Annotated in this window: 21 protein-coding genes and 1 tRNA gene; 8 read left to right on the forward strand and 14 right to left on the reverse strand. The window is 65.7% G+C overall.

Annotated elements, in window-relative coordinates:
• The first annotated feature begins 1 nt into the window (after position 1).
• The 3 genes from WH5701_RS03220 to WH5701_RS03230 all read left to right on the forward strand — a co-directional run bounded on the left by WH5701_RS03220 (position 2) and on the right by WH5701_RS03230 (position 647).
• Entirely contained in the window at positions 2–187 is a 186-nt protein-coding gene (locus WH5701_RS03220; RefSeq protein ID WP_006170492.1) for a hypothetical protein, read from the forward strand.
• Between the two features lie 5 nt (positions 188–192).
• Entirely contained in the window at positions 193–558 is a 366-nt protein-coding gene (locus tag WH5701_RS03225; RefSeq protein ID WP_037979507.1) for a hypothetical protein, read from the forward strand.
• 15 nt (positions 559–573) lie between these two features.
• Positions 574–647 (forward strand) — tRNA-Pro (locus WH5701_RS03230).
• Positions 648–651: 4 nt separating this feature from the next.
• On the opposite strand, the gene WH5701_RS03235 is transcribed toward WH5701_RS03230, so the two are convergent.
• Positions 652–1635, reverse strand: coding sequence for a CHAD domain-containing protein (locus tag WH5701_RS03235; protein ID WP_006170494.1), 984 nt, complete (start codon positions 1633–1635; stop codon positions 652–654).
• 53 nt (positions 1636–1688) lie between these two features.
• The gene (locus WH5701_RS03240; RefSeq protein ID WP_006170495.1) at positions 1689–2726 is read right to left on the reverse strand and encodes a PstS family phosphate ABC transporter substrate-binding protein; all 1038 of its coding nucleotides are present in this window, start codon (positions 2724–2726) and stop codon (positions 1689–1691) included.
• 156 nt (positions 2727–2882) lie between these two features.
• Here WH5701_RS03240 and WH5701_RS03245 point away from each other — a divergent pair, with 156 nt between their 5' ends.
• A complete protein-coding gene (locus WH5701_RS03245; RefSeq protein WP_006170496.1) occupies positions 2883–3287 on the forward strand; it encodes a hypothetical protein in 405 nt (134 codons plus the stop codon).
• 5 nt (positions 3288–3292) lie between these two features.
• On the opposite strand, the gene WH5701_RS03250 is transcribed toward WH5701_RS03245, so the two are convergent.
• The 6 genes from WH5701_RS03250 to WH5701_RS03265 form a co-directional block, all read right to left on the reverse strand.
• Positions 3293–3553, reverse strand: a complete 261-nt coding sequence (locus tag WH5701_RS03250) for a Nif11-like leader peptide family RiPP precursor (protein ID WP_006170497.1) — start codon at positions 3551–3553, stop codon at positions 3293–3295.
• Positions 3554–3673: 120 nt separating this feature from the next.
• Positions 3674–3832 (reverse strand): hypothetical protein, encoded by a 159-nt coding sequence (locus WH5701_RS17435; RefSeq protein ID WP_006170498.1) that lies wholly within the window; start codon positions 3830–3832, stop codon positions 3674–3676.
• Positions 3833–3944: 112 nt separating this feature from the next.
• Complete coding sequence (locus tag WH5701_RS17440; RefSeq protein WP_006170500.1) at positions 3945–4097, reverse strand: hypothetical protein; 153 nt, start codon at positions 4095–4097, stop codon at positions 3945–3947.
• Between the two features lie 52 nt (positions 4098–4149).
• Positions 4150–5784 carry a Na/Pi cotransporter family protein gene (locus WH5701_RS03255; protein WP_006170501.1) on the reverse strand — a complete coding sequence of 545 codons (1635 nt, stop codon included), beginning with the start codon at positions 5782–5784 and terminating at the stop codon, positions 4150–4152.
• Positions 5785–5786: 2 nt separating this feature from the next.
• Positions 5787–6044: a hypothetical protein gene (locus WH5701_RS03260; protein WP_006170502.1), complete on the reverse strand. Its 258-nt coding sequence runs from the start codon at positions 6042–6044 to the stop codon at positions 5787–5789.
• Between the two features lie 108 nt (positions 6045–6152).
• The gene (locus tag WH5701_RS03265; protein ID WP_006170503.1) at positions 6153–7046 is read right to left on the reverse strand and encodes a 3'-5' exonuclease; all 894 of its coding nucleotides are present in this window, start codon (positions 7044–7046) and stop codon (positions 6153–6155) included.
• A 142-nt stretch (positions 7047–7188) separates the two neighbouring features.
• On the opposite strand from WH5701_RS03265, the gene WH5701_RS03270 reads away from it, so the two are divergent.
• Genes WH5701_RS03270 through WH5701_RS03280 form a run of 3 tightly spaced genes read left to right on the forward strand, consistent with a single transcriptional unit; the run spans position 7189 to position 8822 of the window.
• Positions 7189–7659: a peroxiredoxin gene (locus WH5701_RS03270; protein WP_006170504.1), complete on the forward strand. Its 471-nt coding sequence runs from the start codon at positions 7189–7191 to the stop codon at positions 7657–7659.
• Positions 7660–7664: 5 nt separating this feature from the next.
• Positions 7665–8414 (forward strand): DUF1350 family protein, encoded by a 750-nt coding sequence (locus WH5701_RS03275; protein WP_037979509.1) that lies wholly within the window; start codon positions 7665–7667, stop codon positions 8412–8414.
• 21 nt (positions 8415–8435) lie between these two features.
• Entirely contained in the window at positions 8436–8822 is a 387-nt protein-coding gene (locus WH5701_RS03280; RefSeq protein WP_232201772.1) for a DUF805 domain-containing protein, read from the forward strand.
• Between the two features lie 24 nt (positions 8823–8846).
• Here the strand turns inward: WH5701_RS03280 and acs are convergent, their stop codons facing one another.
• On the reverse strand, positions 8847–10814 hold the full coding sequence (acs, locus tag WH5701_RS03285; RefSeq protein WP_006170507.1) for an acetate--CoA ligase: 1968 nt from the start codon (positions 10812–10814) through the stop codon (positions 8847–8849).
• 47 nt (positions 10815–10861) lie between these two features.
• Here acs and WH5701_RS03290 point away from each other — a divergent pair, with 47 nt between their 5' ends.
• Positions 10862–11512: an HAD family phosphatase gene (locus tag WH5701_RS03290; protein ID WP_006170508.1), complete on the forward strand. Its 651-nt coding sequence runs from the start codon at positions 10862–10864 to the stop codon at positions 11510–11512.
• Between the two features lie 28 nt (positions 11513–11540).
• On the opposite strand, the gene WH5701_RS03295 is transcribed toward WH5701_RS03290, so the two are convergent.
• The 5 genes from WH5701_RS03295 to WH5701_RS15620 all read right to left on the reverse strand — a co-directional run bounded on the left by WH5701_RS03295 (position 11541) and on the right by WH5701_RS15620 (position 14764).
• Entirely contained in the window at positions 11541–11780 is a 240-nt protein-coding gene (locus WH5701_RS03295; protein WP_232201773.1) for a hypothetical protein, read from the reverse strand.
• A gap of 53 nt (positions 11781–11833) precedes the next feature.
• A complete protein-coding gene (locus tag WH5701_RS03300; protein ID WP_006170510.1) occupies positions 11834–12160 on the reverse strand; it encodes a hypothetical protein in 327 nt (108 codons plus the stop codon).
• A 171-nt stretch (positions 12161–12331) separates the two neighbouring features.
• Positions 12332–13267: a phycobilisome rod-core linker polypeptide gene (locus WH5701_RS03305; protein WP_006170511.1), complete on the reverse strand. Its 936-nt coding sequence runs from the start codon at positions 13265–13267 to the stop codon at positions 12332–12334.
• Positions 13268–13444: 177 nt separating this feature from the next.
• Positions 13445–13987: an adenylate/guanylate cyclase domain-containing protein gene (locus WH5701_RS15615; protein WP_050751370.1), complete on the reverse strand. Its 543-nt coding sequence runs from the start codon at positions 13985–13987 to the stop codon at positions 13445–13447.
• A complete protein-coding gene (locus tag WH5701_RS15620; RefSeq protein WP_050751371.1) occupies positions 13988–14764 on the reverse strand; it encodes a hypothetical protein in 777 nt (258 codons plus the stop codon). It abuts the gene before it with no gap.
• Positions 14765–14790 lie beyond the last annotated feature (26 nt).

A 14790-nucleotide genomic window follows, 5' to 3' on the forward strand; every position in this document is an offset into this window, starting at 1 on the left:
CATGAACCCCCTCCCCGACCGCACCGTGCTGCTGCTGATGGCCCTAACCCTGGGAGCGGTGGCGGCCCTGGTGTTCTGGAGTGTTCGGCTCCAGCCGGCCAAGGAAACCCCGCTGCTCTGGAAGGATCCCCCCGGCCGCAGCAGCCCAGCCGTACCGGCGGCCCAGCCGAAAGGCACCCTGCTCTGAATCCCTTGGCATCCCCCGACGACGGCCCGGAGGGCAAACGACAACTCCACCCCTTGCCGAAGGGGCTGGTGGAGCTCTACGGCCTGCTGGCGGTGCTGTTCGTGCTCGTGCCCGAGTGGATGGCCGGCGGAGCCATGCGCTCGATCCCCGGGGTGCACCAGGGCAACCAGCTGCCGGTCACGGCCAGTGCCTGGCGCCGTCTGCCGGAGCTGCGCCTGGCGGCCCTGAACCTGGCCCAGCTGCGGCAGCTGGCGCGGCGCCTTCGCCTCTGGGGCTACGCCAGCCAGAGCCGCGAGAGGCTCACCAGGCGGATTCTCAGGCGGCTCAAACGGGTGCGCACCTGGGAGTCGTGGCTGCCGCGGGGGCTGTGATAGCTTCCATTTCACCGGGGCGTAGCGCAGCTTGGTAGCGCACCACTTTGGGGTAGTGGGGGTCGTGGGTTCAAATCCCGCCGCTCCGATTTTTTAATCGTTCATCATCTCTTCACCGGCTTCCCCAGCCGGTTTTTTTGTGTGCTGGCCCGCCAGCAGGGCCTGAAGCGACCAGCGGTTGCTGTCCTGGCTCAGCCGGCCTCCAAGCTCGAGCCAGTGCTGCCAGCCTTCGCTCTGCTGGCGCTTGATCCAGTGGCTGAGCTGGGGGAAGGATTGGCTGGGGCAGGAGCCGAGCACGTCCTCAAGCACCTCGGCCAGCACCTGCAGGTCGTGCAGATCCCCGAGAATGTCCTGGGCCTGCCTGAGATCGGTGAGCCAGCGGCTGAGGGCAGGATCGAGGTAAGGCTCCAGGTTCTCGAGGCCGTAGCGCACCCCCTTGATCCGCTTGCGCAATCCATGCAGCGCCGGATCGCCGGGATCGTCGCTGAACCAGCCCGGTTCGAGAAACAGCCCCGTCACGGCCTGGGCGCGCCATTCCCCCAGCCAGGGCTCCAGGGGCAAAGTCCCCAGGCTGGTGAAGCGGGGTCGATCCTGCCAGCGGTGCAGGCGTTCCAGCAGCTTCAGGTAACGGTGGCTGCGCAGGGAGTCCGCCAATCCCTCGAATGCCCGGCGCCGATCGCGGGTCAGCTGTTTCATGGCGGGCCGCAGCGCCTTGGCCTCACGGTCGGGCAGCGAAGGCAGCAATCTGGTCTCCAGGCGCTCGCGCAGCACATCGAGATCACGGCAGAGCCCAGTGCGCCGGGCCACGCGGGCGATGCGGCGCTCGCTGATGCCATCGGGCAGGGTGAGGGCCGGCTGGAACTGCACCAGGGCGGTGCGTAACCGCCGCAGGCTCACCCGCAGCTGATGCAGGGGTTCGGGATCGGTATCAGCCAGCACCTCGGGCTGCAGACGCCCCAGCCGTCTGGTCTGCTTCTGGATCAGCTGGGCCGCGTGGACCCCGTTGCTGATGGCTTCAGGGATCGGCAGCGGGGGTGCACCGGACTGATCGAGGCCTTGGTCCCTGGGTGGTTCCATGCTCGCGGTTGGCGATGACTCCATTCTCAGGCAGGCTTGCCCAGGGCCGATGCTCAGCGGGGCAGCGGCCGCTTCAACTGCTGGAAGCTGCGGCCCAGGGCCTGGCCGACCGTGAGGCCCACCGGCAGATCGCCGGAGAAGGAGCTGCCCAGCACGTGGCGGTAGAGCTTGGTTTCCACCAGCAGGTAGGTGCTCTCGGTCAGGGGAATGGCGCCGGCGGCCTTGACGATCCGGCGGCCCTGGCGAACGAAGGCCGTGACGAACCGCTGCAGCTCAGGACGCTCCTGCAATTGCTCGTTGTTGATGTACAGGAACAGAGGACGGGAGAAGGGGAGGTAGCGCTCCTTCTGCACGGTCTCGAGCGAAGGATGCACGGCTCCCTTTGGCCCCTCCACCGCCAGTGCCCTCAGGCGGTTGCGGTTGGCGGCGTAGTAGCTGTAGCCGAAATATCCGAGGGCCTGCAGGTCATTGGCCACACAGTTCACCAGAACGTTGTCATCTTCACTGCTTCTGTAATCACTTCGGGAGTTGGTGGCATTACCGTTCACGGCTTTGTTGAAATAATCGAAGGTGCCTGAATCCTTGTCGGGGCCGCAGAGCGTGATCGGCTTGGCCGGCCAGGCGCTGTTCACCTGATTCCAGCGCATGATGCGGCCCTGGGCACTGCGGTTCCAGAGACGCCCCAACTCCCTGGGGGAGATCGTCCTGGCCCAGCTGTTGCGGGGGTTGACCGCCACGGTCAGGGCATCGAAGGCGATCGGCAGTTCGATGAAGCGAATGCCCTTGGCTGCACAGGCTTTCAGTTCTTGGCTGTTGATCGGTCTGGAGGCGTTGCTGATCGCCACCGCCCCGGAGCAGAACGCGCGGAAGCCGCCGGTGGTTCCCGTTTCCTTGAGCTCGAAGCGCACATCGCGTCCGGGGGGGCTCTGGCGGAAGCGGCGGCTGGCTTCGGCGGTGATCGGGAACACCGTGCTCGATCCGCTGATACGGATCACCCCCTTGCTGCTCTGGCCCAGGGCTGGGCCGGACGTGCCGAGCGTCGGGAGCGGAGCCAGAGCGGCCAGAAGACAGATCCACAGCCCACGAGGCAACCGAAGCAACGTCACAGTCGAGCCCATGGAATGGATGACCTTCAAATCCACTCTGGGGGCTGCGGGACTGCTTCTCCGTTAATGAGGGGTTAGGGCTGGGTTGTGATTGCCACAACCCCATAGGCTCGGCTCCGGGTGTTCGGACGTTCAAGGCGGATGGATCCTGGCTGGAGTGACGAGCCCGCCTTTGATGACCGGCTCGGCGATCAACCACTGGAGCACTGGGCCGAGCTGGTGCGTCAGCGGCGGTGCTGGTTCTGGGATGAGGGGTATCCGCTGGTGCGGATGTTGCAGCGCTTCCTGCTCGAGGCGCCGGAACTGGCCGAGGCCCTGGGCTACGCCGACACCGACTGCCTGCTTCGGGAGGGCTATGGCCTTGATCTGGTGCTGGGTGAACGCATCAGCCAGCGCCTGCTTGAGGATCCCAGCACAACCACTGCCCGGCTCTGCCGCTCCTGCGGTGAGGTATTCAGCGCCCGTCGCCGCGATGCCTGCTATTGCTCCAGCACCTGCCGCTCCCGGGCGAGCCGGCAGCGCCGGCGCCGGGCTCAGCGGCCCTGACTCACTCAGCCAGCCCAGCCTTTGAGGGACCAGAGCAGCTCGCCGGCGTCCCAGCCCAGATCATTGAAGAGTGCCACGGCCCTGGCATCCTCACTGTCCAGCAGCAGCTGGGCGAAACCCTTCACCAGTTCCGCTGCCGTGAAGCTGAATCCAGCGTCGCCGGCCACCACCGCCAGTTCTTCGGCTTTGAGGGCCCGTTTGACCTTGTGCTGCAGATCCTCGTCAGCTTTGAGGCGCTCGATGAACTGTTCAATGGATGGAACCATCGGTGGCAAGGAATCGAGCTGAGCCGTCAGCCTCAGGCAGCGCCATTGATCTGTCAATCCAACCCAGACTCAGCCCAGACAAGTCAAGACAAGACGGCCTGATCAGCGTCCAATGATCGTCTAGTCCTGAAACAAGCCGCGGCGCCACAGCCAGACACTCTGCAGCAGTGCCGCCAGCCCCATCAGCACCACAACAATGCGGTAGCCATACTTGAGACTGAGCTCAGCCATGTTCACGAAATTCTTGCCATAGATGCTGGCCATGTAGGCATCGGTCACCGAGTCTCACTGGTGGCGCAGCAGCTCACAGGCCTCGAAGATCAGCACCACCCGCTGCTCCAGCTGCTCCAGCAACGGATCCAGGAGCGCAGGGTGCCCGGATCGGAGCGCGTCATCCATGCGTTGTGGCGATCCGTGCTCCCCCGGGGGAGGGGATGGTGCGCTGGAGCAGGTGCTCAAGCACCAGGCCCGTTGCCAGCAGGCTTCCCTGCAGCAGCAGGCAGCAGCCGATCTGTGCGCGGCGTTCCCAGAGCAGGCCCGACATGACATCAGCGGAAGGGGCCTTGCAGTTGAGACGACCTGCCCCCGTCGCGCTGCTACCCGGGCGACATCGTGGGGCATGGTGGAGCACCGGAGCCCCTGGCCAGGGCCGCGGCTTCGAGATGGCCGCTGATCCGGCCCAGGTGCTGGCTCACCCGCCGCAGCCAGCGGATCGCCTCCAGCCGCTGGCTCGCCAGCTCCACCTCGACGCCGCCGCTGGCCACCTCCGCCATCACCCCTTGCCTCAGCGGCTTCACCCGCCGGTGCAGGCTGCGGCCGGTGGCCTGGCTGCGCCGTGCCACCTCACCCCACTGCTGGGCCTCCACCAGGGGCTCCAGCTGCTCCAAGGCCGCCAGCAGGTCCTGGCGCTCCCGTTGCAGGGCGCCGCTCTGGCGCACGGTGCTGGCCCGCTCCGGTTCTTCCTCACAGCGTTCATGCAGGCGCTGCAGGTGGTCGAGGCTGTGCAGGAGGTGCAGCAGCCGCTGGGCTTCGGGTTCATCCAGACGGCGCAGGTGGATCTGATCGAGGAACTGCTCGATCCGGGCCAGGTCGGCCTCCAGATCTTCGAGGCCTGCCGCCCGGCGCTGGCCGTTGCTGGCCGCGGCACCCAGGGCCTGGCGCAGATGGCGCATCAGCTCCAGCAGCCCACGCTGCTGGGCGGTCTGGGCCAGATCCAGGGCCCGCCCGGTGTCGGCGCTGGGAGGCTCATCGAGATCATCGGCCGCGCGCCCGTCCGGGGCGGGCAGCAGGGCCTGGATCATGTGGGCGAACGAGCTGGTGAAGGGCAGCAGCAGGGCCACCCCCAGCAGGTTGAACCCCGTGTGAAAGGCGGTGAGCGCGAATTCGGGATCCGCGGCGATCGGCCCGGCCAGCCAGCGCTGGCCCAGGCCCAGATAGGCCGGCAGCAGCAGGAAGGCCATCACCGCCGTGGCCAGGTTGAAGACCAGGTGGGCGGCGGCCGTGCGCCGGGCGCTGAGGTTGGCGCCAAGGGCCGCGATCTGGGCGGTGATCGTGGTGCCCACGTCCATGCCGATCACCAGGGCACCGGCCTGGCCCAGATCGATCGCTCCGGCGGTGAGCGCCGTGAGCGCGGTGGCCACCCCCGCCCCCGACGACTGGGTGATCACGGTGGTCAGCAGTCCCAGCAGCACCAGTTGAAAGCGCCCGGCCACGCTGGCTCCATCGAAGCGCTCCGGTTGCAGCAGCACCCCATGGCCGGCCATGGCCTCCTGCAGGGTGCCGATCCCGAGGAAGAGCACCCCGAAGCCCGCCAGGGCGAAGCCGATCTGGGCCAGACGCCCCCGGCCCAGCAGTCGCAGGCAAGCGCCGAGGGCGATCAGGGGCGGCATCAGCCTGGCTAGGTCAAGCTTCAGACCGAGCAGGGCCACCAGCCAGCCCAGGCCGGTGCTGCCCACGTTCGCTCCGAAGATGATGCCCAGGGAGCTGGGAAAGCTGATCAGCCCGGCCTGAACGAATCCCACCGTGGCCACGGTGGTGGCTGACGACGACTGCAGCGCTGCGGTGGTAGCGGCGCCGATCAGGGCGCCGGACCAGGGGGTGCGCGTGAAGCGGAGCAGCCACGCCCTCAGGCGGCTGCCGGCCAGGGCACGCAGGGCCTCGCTCATCACGGTCATGCCCATCAGGAACAGACCGAGCCCCCCGAGGGCCCCGATGGCGGCACCGCCACCCATGCTCAGGCCAGCCTGGTGAGCGCTCCGTACCCAGCCAGCCAACGGTTCACCCGTGGTCGGATCGAGGGCGGCACTTCCTGCAGCAACTGGTCGAGCTCAAGGGCTCCCAGACGGCGCAGATCTCGCACGTTCACCCGCCAGAGGGCCTCCGCTTCACGGATCAGCCGTGCCCAGGTGCGCGCTTTCTGCCAGCGGCGCAACTGCTGCTGATGGCGGCGTCTCTCCGGCAGGACCGGTCCTGCCCGCTGCTCCATCGCCATGGCTGCCCTCAGGACTTGCGCTGCTGCCCACAGCTTGCGCCTGGCGGCTGCACTTGACAGCAATTGGCAACGATGGAGTCGTGATCGGATGCAATCAAGCCACTGGCTTCAGGCGGCGTGGCGGCCGGCTGCATCCGGCTCCACCGGCCTGACGGAAAAATCGAGCTCGCGCGCCTCCCGCTCGCTCAGGCGCCGGCTCCAGGCCTTGGCCACCGGATCGTTCCAGCGGAATCCCGCTTCCCGTGCCCGATGGCGCTGGTCGTAGGGCAGCTCGGCCCGGTAGAGACGCCGTGGCTCAAGCCCAGCCAGAAACAGAGAGTTCAGGTCTTCGCAGCGCTCGAAGACCTGGGCCAGGTAGATGCAATCCGTAAGGGCCCGGTGGGCGGCCCAGACCGGGATGCCATAGGCGAGGGCCAGATCCCGCACCGAAGGGGTGGCCTTCAGCCGGCGCTCGCTCGGCCAGCGCAGGTCATCCATGCTGCACAGCCAGGGCTTGTCGATCGCCGGCAGAGGCCCCCGGCCGAACCAGGCGCGATCGAAGGCGGCGTTGTGGGCCACGATCACATCGGCGCTGGCCACCAGCTCCTGGAAATAGAGCAACCCTGCCTGCCAGGGCTGCTCCAGTCGGCTCACGGCGGCATCGATGCCGTTGATGGCCTCGGCCGTGTTGCTCTGGCAAGGCAACAGCAGCGACAACTGGCTCAGCACGGCGCGGCTGGAGACATGAAACAGCACCGCTCCCACTTCGATGCAGTGGTCGCGCTCCGGGTCCAGGCCGGTGGTCTCGGTGTCGAGGATCAGCAGCCGCTGGGGACAGGTCAGCTCGGAGCTCGTGGCCTTGGCCGGCGGCGTCTGAACAGCGGTGGGGGCGGCGGCCGCTGGCTCAGTTCGGCCTGGTTCAGCCGCATCGGGCACGAGGCTGAGCAGACTGGTCTGCTGCCAGCGGTTGGCCTGCTGGCCTGCTGGATCCAGGGGCTGAGGGGATCCCGACGGTGCTGCCATGGGCCGGCTCCCCCAGCGTGGTTGCGTTCCATGATCCCAGCTCCCTGGAGCTGATGGGGTTAATGGGTCTGCAAGCCATGCAGCCGGGTTCGCTGCGGCCCCCACGCTGCCTAGGGTGACTTGAGCTGTTTTTGATGCACCCGTGGGCAAGGCCATCCAGGTCGGTGACAGGGCTCCCCTGATCGTCCTGAAGGATCAGAACGGCACGGAGCGCCGCAGCGATCAGCTCGCAGGGCGCCCCCTGGTGCTCTTCTTCTATCCCAAGGACGACACCCCCGGCTGCACGATGGAGGCCTGCGCCTTCCGCGACAATCACGCTGAGCTGCAGGCCCTCGGCGCCGAGGTCTGGGGCGTGAGCGGCGATGACGGCGCCAGCCATGGGCGCTTCTCCCAGCGGCATCAACTCCCCTATCCCCTGCTGGTGGATCAGGGCAACAGCCTGCGTCAGGCCTTCGGGGTGCCCGGCGCCCTGCTCAACCTGCTGCCGGGCCGCGTCACCTACGTGATCGATGGCGAGGGGGTGGTGCGCCACGTGTTCAACAACCTGCTGGATGGGCCGGCCCATGCCCGTGAGGCCCTGGCCGCCCTCAAGCGGCTGGTTCCCCAGGCCTGAGCGCGGTGAGTCGCTGGCGTCAGCAGGGGAGTCTCTGGTGTCTGGATTCTCCCGAGTCATCGGGTGTGATCGAGTTCATCGGTGGCAGTTACCTGGCCGCCACCCCCCAGATCAGCTACCGGCGTCTGCTGGAGGCTCTCTGCCGGCGCGGGCTCAGCCTGCGGGCCTGGAGTTACGTGCCGGGGTTCGACCATCAGGCCCAGGCCACCGAGGCCTGGCGGGCCTTTCGGGGGGCGCGGCAAGGAACATCGGCGGGAACACCGGCGCTGCCGGTGCTGCGCCTCGGTCACAGCCTTGGCTGCAAGCTGCACCTGCTGGCGCCGGACGGGGGCCGGGGCAGCAGTGCCCTGGTGGCGATGAGCTTCAACAACTTCTCCGCCGACCGTTCGATCCCCCTCCTCGCTGATCTGGCCCCCCGGCTGGGGGTGCGCACCGAATTCAGCCCGTCGCCGCAGGAAACCCTGCGACTGGTGAGCCAGCTCTACGGCGTGCCCCGCAACCTGCTGATCCGCTTCGGCAGCGATCCACTCGACCAGAGCCCCCCGCTGCTGGAGGTGCTCCAGCAGCGCCCCGGTGACGGCAGCTCTCTGCTGCAGCTGGGCGGCGACCACCTCACTCCCGCCAGCGCCGGCCTGCGTCAGAACCTGCTGGGGCCGTGGGCCGATGACCCCCTGCGCCAGCGCCAGATTGATCGCCTGGCCGCCACGATTGACAGCTGGTGGCGGCAGGACGGGGGCCAGGCCGAGCGGGGGTAGGACTACTACGGTTGCAACCGATTGATTGACAGCACCAGCAGGCTCCGACACTGTTTGTGCGATCGGATACCAAACCAGGACAGCTTGATCATGCTTGATGCCTACATTTCCGGCTGGAAACGCGCCTTCGATTACAGCGGCCGATCCACCCGTGGCGACTACTGGTGGTACTTTCTGGCCAACTTCATCGTTGCCCTCCTGCTTGGGCTGGCGGCCCAACTGGTCAGCCAATTGAGCACACTGCAGACCCTCTATTCCATTGCCGCCATCGTGCCGGGCATTCCCCTCTGCGTGCGTCGGTTGCGCGACGCAGGCAAGGCCTGGACCTGGATCTTCATCACGCTGGTGCCCATCATCGGCGCCATCTGGTTGATTGTGCTGCTGGTGATGCCGTCGGTGCCTGGCTGAGCCAGACAGATCGAACGGGCACGATCAGACCCGCAGCGCATCGAGCACCGAGCGGTCCTCCAGGGTGCTGGTGTCACCGCTCACCTCCTCACCGGCCGCCAGGGCCCGCAGGATGCGGCGCATGATCTTGCCGCTGCGGGTCTTGGGAAGGGCGCCGCTGAAGCGGATCTCGTCGGGGCGGGCGATCGGACCGATCTCGGTGCCCACGTGCCGGCGCAGTTCGGCGCCAAGGGCTTCGTCACCGCTGAGGCCCACTTGAAGGGTCACGAAGGCCACGATGCCCTCACCCTTGAGGTCGTCGGGGCGGCCCACCACGGCGGCTTCGGCCACGGCCGGATGGCTCACTAGGGCCGACTCGATCTCCATCGAGCCCAGCCGGTGGCCGGAGACGCTGATCACGTCGTCGACCCGGCCCATCACCCAGTAGTAACCGTCGGCGTCGCGGCGGGCACCATCACCGGCGAAATAGAGGGGCCGGCCGTCGGCGCCGGTGATGTGCTCCCAGTAGCTCTTGCGGAAGCGCTCGGGGTCGCCGTGCACGTTGCGCATCATCCCCGGCCAGGGTCGTCGCACCGCCAGGTAACCGCCTTCATCCACGCCTACGCTTCTGCCTTCACTGTCGACAACATCGGCGGCGATGCCGGGCAGCGGCAGGGTGGCGGATCCTGGTTTGGTGGGGGTGGCCCCGGGCAGGGGGCTGATCATCACCCCGCCCGTCTCGGTCTGCCACCAGGTGTCGATGATCGGGCAGCGGTCATGGCCGATCACCTCCCGGTACCACATCCAGGCCTCGGGGTTGATCGGCTCCCCGACTGTGCCGAGGATCCTCAGGGTGCTCATGTCGTAGTGATCCGGCACCTCGCGGCCGCTCTTCATGAAGGCCCGGATCGCCGTGGGGGCGGTGTAGAAGAGGGTCACCTTGTGCTTCTCGATCACCTCCCAGAACGCTCCGGGTTTGGAGGGCCGTGGGGCCCCCTCGTACATCACCGTGGTGGCGCCATTGGAGAGCGGGCCGTAGACGATGTAGCTGTGGCCGGTGATCCAGCCCACGTCGGCGGTGCACCAGTGGATGTCGTCTTCACGGAGGTCGAAGATCCACTGGAAGGTGAGGTGGACCCAGAGGTTGTAGCCCGCTGTGGTGTGCACCACCCCCTTCGGTTTGCCGGTGGAACCTGAGGTGTAGAGCACGAACAGGCGGTCTTCGCTGGCCATCGGCTCCGCTGGGCAGTCGGCGCTCTGGCCGTCCACCAGCTCATGCCACCAGCGGTCGCGGCCCTCCTCCATCGCCGTGGGCTGCTCGGTGCGGCGCACCACCAGCACGTGCTCCACCGTGGGGCAGCCGCCATCGGCCAGGGCCTGATCCACCGCGGGTTTGAGTGCTACGGCCTTGTCCTTGCGGAAGCCGCCATCAGCGGTGATCACGGCCTTGACGCCGCCATCGATCAGCCGGTCGCGCAGGGCCTCGGCGGAGAAGCCGCCGAACACCACCGAGTGGGGCGCGCCGATGCGCGCGCAGGCCAGCATGGCAATCGTGGCCTCCGGCACCATCGGCATGTAAAGGGCCACCAGGTCACCCTTGCGGATGCCGAGCGCCTTGAGGGCGTTGGCGGCCTTGCAGACCTCAGCATGCAGCTCGCGGTAGCTGAAGCGGCGGCTGTCCCCGGGTTCCCCTTCCCAGATCAGGGCTGTCTTCTCGGCCCTGGGGCCATCCAGGTGACGATCGAGGCAGTTGTAGGCGAGGTTGGTGGTCCCCCCCTCGAACCAGCGGGCGAAGGGCGGGTTGCTCCAGTCGAGCACCGTGTGGAAGGGCTCGAACCAGTGCAGTTGCTCCCGGGCCTGCTCGCCCCAGAAGGCGTCGGGGTCGGCCTCAACGCGCGCCACCAGCTCCCGGTAGGCGGCCATGCTGCCGATGCGTGCCCCGGCCGCCAGCTCCGCCGGCGGCTCGAACACCCGCTCTTCCTGCAGCACCGATTCGATCGTGACCTGGCTCATCGGGTCGGGGGCGACACCAGGTCATTGTGGACTGAGAGGATGCGTCGATGAACAGCCCCGCGGCCTGTCTGTTCGACCTCGATGGTCTGCTGCTCGACACCGAGCCTCTGCACGGTCAGGCCTGGCGGCAGGCGGCCCTGGAGTTTGGCCTCGAGCTCAGTGATCAGCAGCTGCTGGAGCTGCGCGGGCGCCGGCGCCTGGACAACGCCAGCAGCGTGATTGCCTGGATCGAAGCGACGGGCCGTCAGCCCCCCAGCAGCGAGCAGTTGCTGGCGGTGCAGCAACCGATCGCCCGGGAGCTTCTGCCCGGGGCTCGGGCGATGCCCGGGGCTCCCGAGCTGCTGCGTCGCTGCCAGGACCTGGCCATTCCGATGGCCCTGGCCACCAGCAGCAGCCGCGACTCCGTGGGGATCAAGTGCGCTCCCCATCCCTGGCTGGAGCAGATCGAGCTGATCGTCTGCGGTGATGATCCCGAGCTGACGGAAGGCAAGCCTGCCCCTGACATCTTTCTGCTGGCGGCCCGGCGGCTGGGGGTGGACGCGAGTGCCTGCTGGGCCTTCGAGGATTCCCTTGCCGGGGCCCAGGCGGCCCTGGCCGCAGGAGCCCTGGTGCATGTGCTGCTCCCCGACGGCCTTGGGCGGGAGCATTACCCCCAGGAGGTGCGCTGTCTGCTCTCCCTGGCTGAGCTGGAGCTCTGAGTGCTGAGCGTGACCCGGCGCCTGGCGCTCAGCTGTCCTGGGCTGAACTTGTGAAGCGCTGGTAAAGGCGAAAGCCCAGCCCGCCCCAGAGCAGCGTCCAGACCGTGAAGGTGGCCAGGGTGCCCAGCTGGTTCGTCTCGATCGAGTACACCCCGGCCTGGATGAAACCGGCATCGATCAGGGAACCACCGATCCCCCAACCCAGCACCCAGCTGATCATGAAGCCAATGGCCTGGAGGTTGCCGGTCATGGCAGCGCCGCGGAACATCTGCGGCATTCTCCTGTGCTTCGATCCCACGCCCATCCATCTGGCGCGTTTGACTACCAGGCACCGGTAGGCGCAGCAGACACCTCGTGCTGAGCTGATAGTTGAGAGGACCCTGGCTGCTGGGTCATCTCGACAGCAGCCACCTTCACCGAAGCTTCAATGGCCTGCTGGCGATAGCGTCGCAGGCAGTATTTGCAGCCACCAGTGGTCTGCAGGTGACGCTCAGGCGTGATCACGATCAGGCGAACGGGATGATCCAGGCAGCGGATCTTCACTGGAGATCGATAACTGCGGTAATCGATCTCCTCGTAGCTGTAGTGGTGGCCAAACCGTTCCATCGCCCGCTTGAGGAAGGTTTCGCGATCGATCCTTACAGCCATGGACGTTCTTTTACTACAGGCAACACGACAGTTAAACGGTGCGAGCCCTTGGCTCAGGGATCTCGCCCTAACCCTTGGCCACTTCCCAAACTATCGGATGGCAGAACGGGGGGCTCCCCAGGATTTCCATCTTTCTGAAGATTGATGGCCAGGGGAACCCTGTGGCAACCCTCAGCTCACCACCACGTTCGTGACCCGCCCACCGAGACGGTTGACCCGTTGCAGGGCCTCGTTCATGCGGCTGAAGGGAACGCGGATCACGTAGGCGCCACTGCGTACGTAGTCGTTGTTGGCCAGGCCCGTGGCGGAGATGGTGACCAAACGGCCACTGCCGCTGCTGCTCTCACCGGCTGACACCCGCAGGGCTTCGACCCGGTGCTCCTGGGAGGGGGACCGCAGGGGTGCTTCAGGGGAGAACTCGGAGGAAATCCCCGACTGGGTGCTCACCAGCGCCTTGAACGGTCCTTCGGTCGAGACGATCACCACCCGGCCACCGGCGCCACGTACCGGCATCGCCTTGTCCTGGTGCAGGGCCTTGCCCAGGCGGAACTGGGTGCCGCTGGTGTCTCCCTTCACGGAAGCCGCGGCTCCGCGGGCAAGCTGCATCAGCCAGGAGAACTGACGTCCCTCATGGCCTTTGGAGTAATCCCAGCCGTGCAGGTAGGGCACAGTGTCAAGACCGAAGCGTTCCTGGTATTCGTCGCTGTCGATGTAGGAATCGATCTCCGCGTCGTAACCCTGGTCCTGCAGGATCGTGAAGTGATGCAGCATCTCCGCCTTGTTCTGAGGTGCCCGCCCCAGCAGATGCTTGTGGTTCAGTTCAATGAAGCGATAGGGATTGCAGTTCTCGAAGAATCTGGATCGATAGAGGCCACTCTTGGCCACGGTCCGCACCAGTTCCCGCACGTTCAGAGCGCCGTTGCGGAACAGGGACTCAGCCCCATTGAGACGCTCACTGGCCATCACATACTGCTGACCGAGCACCTGCTGATAAACGGCCCGAATGATCTGCTTGGTGTCCTGCTCGGAGCCGTTTGACCAGCTTTCCCTGTTGCGATCATTCGCGAAGCGATCAATGCCTAAGGCGGGCGCCTGGACCAGTGCCATGAGAAACGTTGCGGGGGACAAGGGAGAAGAGGGCAAGCCAAGGAGCGCCATTCGTGCCATCAATCGCGTGCTTGCTGGCAATTGTTAGCCAACAAGTGCTTGCTACGATTTCGCCACTCTTGCTGCCGGCAACACTGTAAGCTGAGTGAGCGTTTCCGCGTATTTCTTCACAAGCATTTAATCAACGCAGGGAATCTTCATGTTCTGAAGGGTTGAATCATGCCCCGCAACGGCCCTGAGCCGGAGTCGTCGCCTGTGCTCTTTTCCTGTTCGGCTTTGCGGCCATGGGTGAGATCCTGAGGTCAACGGCGCTTCCCCATCCAGGCTGAAACGCGGGATGATGGCCAGCATCTCCAGCGCCATGTCGGCGATGGCTTCAGCGTGGTGAGGGAGCGATCTGGGCAGCCCACTGGCAACCATGTAATGATCGCCGATGGTCTTGATCTTTTCGAGACCATGGCGATCGCTCAGATCGTCGAAGGCGCTGAACACGTCGTTGAGGCGTGAGACAAGGTCATGGCAGGGAAGTAATCGCGAAAGCTCCGTGAATCCGACGATATCAGCGAAGAGAACGCTGACATCGGCATGAATCTGAGCGATCAGGTCGCTTCCATTTTTCATCTCGTCAGCGATTAGTTCAGGCAGAATGTTCAGCAGGAGTTTCTCGACTCTTTGTTGTTCATCTTTGGCCAGAATTTCTGCCTGCATTCTGCGATTCATTTACTGATACGTGCGTAAAAACGACTGATTGAAGGCTGACTCCACGTCAGTCAGCTCGTCATTGCCCCTCACCGGCATCAGGATGTTTGCCGGATCAATCGAACTGTCTTCGAGGAATGCGCGGCCCGCCAGGGTGAGTTGCTCACGCAGGGCCAGCACCCTCGAGATCACCAGCCGATCAAGAATGAACATGGTCGCGAAGGTGAGGAACAACGCAATCCCAAGAACGATCAACAGGATCTTCCCCACATAGCGAACCGGGCTTGCTTGCAGGCCACTGGCGTCATGGCGGATCACGAAGCGAAGATCACCACCACCGAGCTCCTGAGGGCTCCAAACTGCGTCATAATGTGTGGAGAATGATATCCAGGAGGAAGACGCTTTCCCTGCAGCTTGGCTGGGCTTGATTCCCGTTGTCGGAGCTTCCCCGAAGCTGCCGAGGACAAGCCTGCTTGAATCCGTCAGAAGGCTGGCCCCCCTGATCGTGTTCACCATGGCAGGTGAGGCCAATTCTTCAATGGCGGTAAGCAGTTCCGTTGCTGTGGCGTTCAAACCTTTGGCTACAATCCACTCAACCTTGGTATTGGTGAGTGCACGCATCTGCTGCTCCAGCCGTTCGGCCTGCCGCATCACAGAGGGGATGAGCACGAGGGCTTCCACCAGGATGAAGTTGAGAAAGATCCAGAAGCTGATGCGGCGTGAAAGTCGTGCCTTCAGGTCAACACCAGCGACGACTTCACGCCACCAGGAGTGCACGTGACTCGCGAGCCGGTTCATCCTCACCAAGTTCCCCAAGACCCATC

The organism is Synechococcus sp. WH 5701, assembly GCF_000153045.1.
GTDB lineage: Bacteria > Cyanobacteriota > Cyanobacteriia > PCC-6307 > Cyanobiaceae > Regnicoccus_A > Regnicoccus_A antarcticus.

Excerpts from the sequence above, each read along its gene's own strand:
- WH5701_RS03245 (WP_006170496.1), top strand. The coding sequence starts at position 2,883 with ATGGATCCTGGCTGGAGTGACGAGCCCGCCTTTGATGACCGGCTCGGC.
- WH5701_RS03260 (WP_006170502.1), bottom strand. The coding sequence starts at position 6,044 with ATGGCGATGGAGCAGCGGGCAGGACCGGTCCTGCCGGAGAGACGCCGC.
- WH5701_RS03265 (WP_006170503.1), bottom strand. The coding sequence starts at position 7,046 with ATGGCAGCACCGTCGGGATCCCCTCAGCCCCTGGATCCAGCAGGCCAG.
- WH5701_RS03220 (WP_006170492.1), top strand. The coding sequence starts at position 2 with ATGAACCCCCTCCCCGACCGCACCGTGCTGCTGCTGATGGCCCTAACC.
- WH5701_RS03250 (WP_006170497.1), bottom strand. The coding sequence starts at position 3,553 with ATGGTTCCATCCATTGAACAGTTCATCGAGCGCCTCAAAGCTGACGAG.
- WH5701_RS03295 (WP_232201773.1), bottom strand. The coding sequence starts at position 11,780 with ATGTTCCGCGGCGCTGCCATGACCGGCAACCTCCAGGCCATTGGCTTC.
- acs (WP_006170507.1), bottom strand. The coding sequence starts at position 10,814 with ATGAGCCAGGTCACGATCGAATCGGTGCTGCAGGAAGAGCGGGTGTTC.
- WH5701_RS03300 (WP_006170510.1), bottom strand. The coding sequence starts at position 12,160 with ATGGCTGTAAGGATCGATCGCGAAACCTTCCTCAAGCGGGCGATGGAA.
- WH5701_RS15615 (WP_050751370.1), bottom strand. The coding sequence starts at position 13,987 with ATGAATCGCAGAATGCAGGCAGAAATTCTGGCCAAAGATGAACAACAA.
- WH5701_RS03255 (WP_006170501.1), bottom strand. The coding sequence starts at position 5,784 with ATGGGTGGCGGTGCCGCCATCGGGGCCCTCGGGGGGCTCGGTCTGTTC.
- WH5701_RS15620 (WP_050751371.1), bottom strand. The coding sequence starts at position 14,764 with ATGAACCGGCTCGCGAGTCACGTGCACTCCTGGTGGCGTGAAGTCGTC.
- WH5701_RS03235 (WP_006170494.1), bottom strand. The coding sequence starts at position 1,635 with ATGGAACCACCCAGGGACCAAGGCCTCGATCAGTCCGGTGCACCCCCG.
- WH5701_RS17440 (WP_006170500.1), bottom strand. The coding sequence starts at position 4,097 with ATGTCGGGCCTGCTCTGGGAACGCCGCGCACAGATCGGCTGCTGCCTG.
- WH5701_RS03290 (WP_006170508.1), top strand. The coding sequence starts at position 10,862 with ATGAACAGCCCCGCGGCCTGTCTGTTCGACCTCGATGGTCTGCTGCTC.
- WH5701_RS03305 (WP_006170511.1), bottom strand. The coding sequence starts at position 13,267 with ATGGCACTGGTCCAGGCGCCCGCCTTAGGCATTGATCGCTTCGCGAAT.